This is a genomic window from Actinomycetota bacterium (assembly GCA_035536535.1).
Classification (GTDB): domain Bacteria; phylum Actinomycetota; class JAICYB01; order JAICYB01; family JAICYB01; genus DATLNZ01.
In genome coordinates, this window is sequence record DATLNZ010000135.1 from 1 (window position 1) to 5,880 (window position 5,880).

A 5,880-nucleotide genomic window follows, 5' to 3' on the forward strand; every position below is an offset into this window, starting at 1 on the left:
CGGCGGCGCGACCGGATGCTCATGTACAAGGACGCCGTCATCCGTGAGATCCACCACCGGGTGAAGAACAACCTCCAGACGATCGCGAGTCTCCTGAGGCTGCAGTCGCGCAGGCTCACGAGCGACGAGGCCAAGGACGCGCTTGAGGAAAGCGTCCGCAGGATCTCCACGATCGCGCTCGTCCACGAGACGCTTTCCTCGGCTTCCAGCGATCTGGTGGACTTCGCGGAGGTCGTCCGGGGCGTCATGAACATGCTCGAGGACGGATTGGGACTGGACCAGCGGGGCGTCCGCCAGGAGGTCCAGGGGCAGGTGGGGGAGCTGCCGGCCGTCGTGGCCACGCCACTGGCCCTGGTGCTCACCGAGCTGGTACAGAACGCGGCCGAGCATGCCTTCGTCGGCCGCGAGGGCGGCACCATCACGATCGAGCTGGAGAGGGTCGATGCGTCCATCTGTGCGACCGTCGCCGACGACGGCGTGGGCATGCCGGAGTCCTTCACCTGGGAGGGCGCCGGCCTCGGTTTGAAAATCGTCCAGGCACTGGTGGACCACGAGATGAAGGGGTCCCTGGAGATGGAGCGAAGCGGTGGCACGACGGTGCGCGTTCGGGTGCCGCTTCCGGGTGCCAAGGGGGCCTAGCGGCTAGGCTGGAGCCGTGGACCCCTACCGCTTCAACCAGAAGAGGACGCGCCCGGACGCTCTGATCGCGCTGGTGCTGGCCTTCGCCGCCGCCTGGCTGGCGGCCAGGTTCCTCGGAGCCCTGATCCTAGGCAGCACCATCCTGCTCACCCTGGTCGCCATCGCGGCGGGAGCGGCCTGGTACCACTACCGAAAGGTCCTCTGAGCCGGGGCAGGATTTGGCCCCCCGACCGCGAATTGTGATGTGGTCAGAGCGGACGTGGGGGGCTCCAGGTGCAATCTCGGTTTCGGGTCGTGTCGGTTGCCGTGTGCATCTGCCTGGCCGCGGCCGGCTCTTTCGCGCTGAGGTCTGAAGCGTCCGGGGAGTCCAAGGCACGCGCCGCGGCGTCCTCGGTTTCCGAGGTGGGGGCAGCGGCGGAGTCCGCCTTCGGTGCGGCCCTGCCCACGGGCTCCGTGGCGGCGCCGGCCCCCAAGGCGATCCGCCCCGCTGTTGCCGGCATCAAGTCCGCAGCCGGCTCCTTCCCCGGACGGGGCTCCGTCTCGATTTCGTCCATCGGCGTCAGCGGCCCCGTCGTCACGACCTCGCTGGACGCCAACCGCGACATGGTCATCCCGGACAACTCCCGTGACGTCGCATGGCTTGACTACAACGGCACCTTCCCGGGCCCGACCAAGAACGCGGTCCTGGCCGGGCATCGCAGATGGAAGGGCAAGGGTGGCACGCTCGAGCCGCTCGAGAAGGCCAAACCCGGCGACGAGGTCGTCGTCGTCGCCGACGGCACCGAGTACCGCTTCGCCTTCACCTGGATTCGCATGTACGACGCGAACACGCCGCACGCCGAGGAGCTTCTCGGCCCGACCTCAGTCAAGAGCTTGACCCTGGTCACCTGTGGAGGACGCTTCGACCCCCGGACCGGCCATTACCAGGAGCGTGTGGTGGCCCGGGCGGAGCTCGTGAAGACTGCTCCCGCCCCGGCGCCGCAGCCGGCGCCGAGAGGGGATCCCCAGCCGAAGCCCGACCCCGCTCCCCAGCCGCTTCCGTCCGGCAACCCCGTCCCCACCGGACTCCCGGAGCCCCCAAAGATTTAAGCCAGACGGCGTCCTGCGTGGTCAGGACGCTGTCGGTGCCCCCACCAGCTCCTCCAGCTCCCCGTCCTCGACGGGCTTGGTAGCCCAGGCGTCGCAGCGCGACCAGGACGCCAGCCAGCCGTCCTGCCTGCGCTCCAGGAGCACGATCACGCGCGGTGTCGGGATCCGTCCGGACTCCCCGAACCTCTTGAGCTCACGAGACAGGGCGAACCCGCCCATCTGCCCGAGGCTGGACGCCGCGATCACCACGTCCGGGGGCCGTTCCAGCGCGATGGTCAGAGCGTCGTCGCCGTCGTCGGCCGTCTCTATCTCGACGTCCGGAGAGCTGAGGGCGGCGCGCATCGCCTCGAGGTCGTACGGGTTCTTGTCGACCAGGAGCAGGCGGCGCACTTGGTCAGGCGACGGGTTCGCTCGGTGCCGGGGGCCAAGTGGGGCGGTACGGTTCGGCCACGCGCTCGTCCTGCCTGGCCACGGCCTCCCGGACGGGCCCCAGAAGGCTTTCGGGCTCCAGTCGGAATCCCCCGGCGAGCTCCGCCAGCAGCGTCAGCTGCCGGACGAACTCCGGACCGAGGCGCATCACGCGCTCCACGGACTCGATGAACGTGCTCGAGTACTGGAAAGCCAGTGACTCGCCGCAGAACGGACAGTGGCCGGAGCGGCCTTCGGGGTCCACGGCCATGGCGATGGGGTAGGTCCTGTCGCAGGCCCTGCACGTGATCTTGATCTCCAAGCTGATCCTCCTGGCGCTTTGGGGTTGGGCCCCGTCAACCGAGGGTATCCTAGCCCCACGTGGCGAAGCGTCCGACCCCCACCAAGACCCCCCGTCCGACCCGGCAGATGATCCTGATCTATGCCGGGGTCGCTCTGCTCGCCGTATGGCTGTTCCAGTCGTGGTCCACCCCCGGGCAGCAGATCGAGTACAGCACCTTCAAGCGCTATCTGGCCGACGGACGCGTGACCGACGTCCGCATCTCCACGACCTCCATCGAGGGCCACTTCACACGCAACGACAAGAAGGTCGCCTTCTCCACGAACCTGCTGCCCATCGAAGACCCCGAGCTGGAGCCGGCGAACCTGCGGGCCAAGGGGGTCAGGCGCATCGTGGCGGTCAAGGACAACCCGTTGATCGGGCTGCTGGGCTACATGGCGCCCTTCGCGATCATCATCGTGCTGTGGCTGTTCTTCATGAAGCGATTCGGCCCCCAGCAGGCCCTGGGCTTCGGGCGCTCCAAGGCCAAGCTCTACAACCGCAAGGAGATGCGTACGAGCTTTGCCGACGTGGCCGGGGTGGACGAGGCCGTGGCGGAACTGCACGAGGTGGTCGACTTCCTCAGGAACCCCAAGAAGTACCAGCGCCTCGGAGGCAGGATCCCCAAGGGAGTCCTGCTGGTTGGCCCCCCCGGAACCGGAAAGACGCTGCTCGCCCGGGCGGTGGCCGGCGAGGCGGACGTCCCGTTCTTCTTCATCTCCGGCTCCGAGTTCGTGGAGATGTTCGTGGGGGTCGGGGCGGCCCGGGTCAGGGAGCTGTTCGAGCAGGCCAAGGCGCAGTCGCCCTGCATCATCTTCATCGACGAACTGGACACGATCGGCAAGTCCAGGGGCTCGGTCGTGACCATGGGCGGCCACGACGAGCGCGAGCAGACCCTCAACCAACTGCTGGCGGAGATGGACGGCTTCGACGCGACCACCGGCGTGATCATCATGGCCGCCACCAACCGTCCCGAGGTGCTGGACCAGGCGCTGCTGCGTCCCGGGCGCTTCGACCGCCTGGTGGTGGTCGATCGTCCGGACCTCAACGGCCGCCTGGAGATCCTGCGCGTCCACGCCCGCAAGGTGAAGCTCTCCGAGGAGGCCAACCTGCGCGACATCGCCGCCCAGACCCCCGGTTTCGCGGGGGCCGAGCTGGAGAACGTCATCAACGAGGCGGCGCTGCTCGCGGCCCGCCGCGGCGAGGACTCGGTCGGCCAGAAGGATATGCAGGAGGCCATAGACCGGGTGATGGCCGGACTCGAGCGCAAGTCACGCGTGCTGTCCGAGCGCGAAAAGGACATCGTCGCCCACCACGAGACCGGGCACGCGCTGGTCGGGTTGCTGGTCCCGAACCACGACCCCGTCCACAAGGTGTCGATCATCCCCCGGGGGGCCGCAGCTCTCGGCATGACCGTGACCCTGCCGATGGAGGACCGCTACCTTCTCACCGAGCCGGAGCTGACCGACAGGCTGGCTGTCCTGCTGGGGGGCCGCGCCGCCGAGGAGATCATCTACGGGCACCCCTCCACGGGGGCCCAGGACGACCTGCGCAAGTCCACGGACATCGCCCGCCGGATGGTGGAGGAGTTCGGGATGTCCCCGCGGATAGGTCCCGTGACGCTCAGTCAGGACGGCTCGAGGTTCCTTGATCAGCGGGCGCCGTGGGACCGCGAGCGCGCCGGGTCCGAGCAGATGGCGCGGATCGCCGACGAGGAGGTCTCGCGGATCGTCACGGAGGCCGCCAAGCGCGCGCGCACGCTGCTCGAGCAGCATGAGGTCGCCCTGCGGGGGGTTGCCGCCGAACTGAAGCGCGTGGAGGTCCTGGACGGAAACCAGCTCCGGGACCTGGTGGCGCGCCTGGAGGCGGGGGAGCCTACGACGGTTTCCTGACGCACCCGCGCGACAGCGTCGAACGGGACCTGAGAGTCCGGGGGCGGTCCTGCGACTACCGGACCGCGTGCGCGGTCAGCTGCTCACGGCGCAGGTAGCGCCGCTCCTCTTCGGTGGTGCCGCCCCAGATCCCGTACTCCTGGTTGGAGTCCAGCGCGTACTGCAGGCACTCGGAACGTACGCCGCACGTGCGGCAGACGGCCTTGGCAGCCTCGATCTGAAGGAGCGCGGGTCCCGTCGTGCCGACGGGGAAGAAAAGATCCGGGTCCAGCTCCTTGCATCGTGCCGTCTCCCGCCACTCCATAGGCGTTACCCCCTCATTTGGACGTGATCCATCAGCGACAGCTTCGCGAGATTGGCCTCAGGGTGAACACGAGGCTTTAGCAGTATGACCAGCAGATTCGCTTAGCGCAAGGGGTCCGGCCACAGTTTTTCCACACCGCGAACTGGCGTTTGCCCGACCCCGGCCCCCGTGGGAGCGGGGGCCGGCTCTTGCCGCGGTCAGGCCCAGACGCGGAGCGTGTGGGGGAGAGCCTCGGCCTCCACGCGCGTCACCTGTCCGAGGTGCTCCCCGTCGGCCTGAAGGGTGACCGGGCGGGTGGCGGTGATCGTCACACGCGGCTGGTCGTGCAGGTACAGGACGTCCTTGTGGCGGGTGTGGCGTCCGGTCGACAGGACCTGCTGGAGCCAGCGCAGCGTCCTCAGGACCTTGGCGGTCCGGCCCGCGGTGACGTCCAGGCCCCCGTCCTGCCGGGCGAGGGGCGCGACCTTGAGGCCGCGCTTGCCGAAGTAGGTGAACGGGTTGGTCTTGGAGATCACGGCCCACCACGCCTCGACGGGGCCCCCGGGCGTCTGGATGTGCAGCGCGGGCTCCCCCTCCCGCCGCAGCGCGAAAAAAGACCGGAAGCCGTGGATGACAAACGCGCCGTCGCCGAGCCGGGGCCTCCATCCGGACTCCTCCACGCGCCGGACGGTCTCGGCGTCCAGGACCAGGCCGGCGCCGAAGGTGAACACGCGGTCAAAGGGCCCGTCCGTGCCCTGCCCCTGCAGCCGTGCCAGGCGCAGGCGGCGTGTGGAGTCGGATTCCACGAGCTCGATCAGGTGCGCAGTGGCGTCCACCAGGTCGTTGGGGTAGCCCAGCACCCTCGCCAGGACGTTGGTGCCGCCTCCGGGCAGCACCCCGAGACACACATCGGACCCCGCGCCGGCGGTCATGAGCCCGTTGACCGCCTCGTTGACCGTGCCGTCACCTCCGAGCGTGATCACGGCCTCGGCCCCCGAGCGGACCGCTTCCCGCGCGATGTCGGCGGCGTGGCCGCGGCGCTCGGTGGACACCCGTTCGAGCTTGAATGTCGCCTCCAGCGCCCGCTCCACGACGCGGCGGCGTGCCTCGGTGACCTTGTGCGCGACGGGGTTTTCGATCAGGACGGCCCTCACCGGGCCACCCTAAGCCAAGCGGCGGGGCGTCAGCCCGTCCGGCGGCTCTGGACCTCCTCCAGCGACTTCTGGAGC

8 protein-coding genes are annotated in these 5,880 nt (G+C 69.1%); 4 read left to right on the plus strand and 4 right to left on the minus strand.

Features of this window, described 5'->3' with window-relative positions; all coding sequences use genetic code 11:
* From VNE62_09210 to VNE62_09220, 3 genes are all read left to right on the plus strand, one after another.
* Positions 1-639: sensor histidine kinase (locus VNE62_09210; protein ID HVE92458.1), on the plus strand; the 639-nt coding region annotated here is incomplete at its 5' end.
* Between the two features lie 16 nt (positions 640-655).
* Complete coding sequence (locus VNE62_09215; GenBank protein ID HVE92459.1) at positions 656-844, plus strand: hypothetical protein; 189 nt, start codon at positions 656-658, stop codon at positions 842-844.
* An 89-nt stretch (positions 845-933) separates the two neighbouring features.
* Positions 934-1,728, plus strand: coding sequence for a sortase (locus VNE62_09220; GenBank protein HVE92460.1), 795 nt, complete (start codon positions 934-936; stop codon positions 1,726-1,728).
* A gap of 21 nt (positions 1,729-1,749) precedes the next feature.
* Here VNE62_09220 and VNE62_09225 read toward each other — a convergent pair whose 3' ends face one another.
* Positions 1,750-2,118, minus strand: coding sequence for a response regulator (locus VNE62_09225; protein HVE92461.1), 369 nt, complete (start codon positions 2,116-2,118; stop codon positions 1,750-1,752).
* Positions 2,119-2,122: 4 nt separating this feature from the next.
* Positions 2,123-2,458, minus strand: coding sequence for a hypothetical protein (locus tag VNE62_09230; protein HVE92462.1), 336 nt, complete (start codon positions 2,456-2,458; stop codon positions 2,123-2,125).
* 59 nt (positions 2,459-2,517) lie between these two features.
* Here VNE62_09230 and ftsH point away from each other — a divergent pair, with 59 nt between their 5' ends.
* Positions 2,518-4,368 (plus strand): ATP-dependent zinc metalloprotease FtsH, encoded by a 1,851-nt coding sequence (gene ftsH, locus VNE62_09235; protein ID HVE92463.1) that lies wholly within the window; start codon positions 2,518-2,520, stop codon positions 4,366-4,368.
* Between the two features lie 55 nt (positions 4,369-4,423).
* Here the strand turns inward: ftsH and VNE62_09240 are convergent, their stop codons facing one another.
* Both VNE62_09240 and VNE62_09245 read right to left on the minus strand, forming a co-directional pair.
* Positions 4,424-4,672, minus strand: coding sequence for a WhiB family transcriptional regulator (locus VNE62_09240; GenBank protein ID HVE92464.1), 249 nt, complete (start codon positions 4,670-4,672; stop codon positions 4,424-4,426).
* A 197-nt stretch (positions 4,673-4,869) separates the two neighbouring features.
* Positions 4,870-5,805, minus strand: a complete 936-nt coding sequence (locus tag VNE62_09245; protein ID HVE92465.1) for a diacylglycerol kinase family protein — start codon at positions 5,803-5,805, stop codon at positions 4,870-4,872.
* Positions 5,806-5,880: the final 75 nt, after the last annotated feature.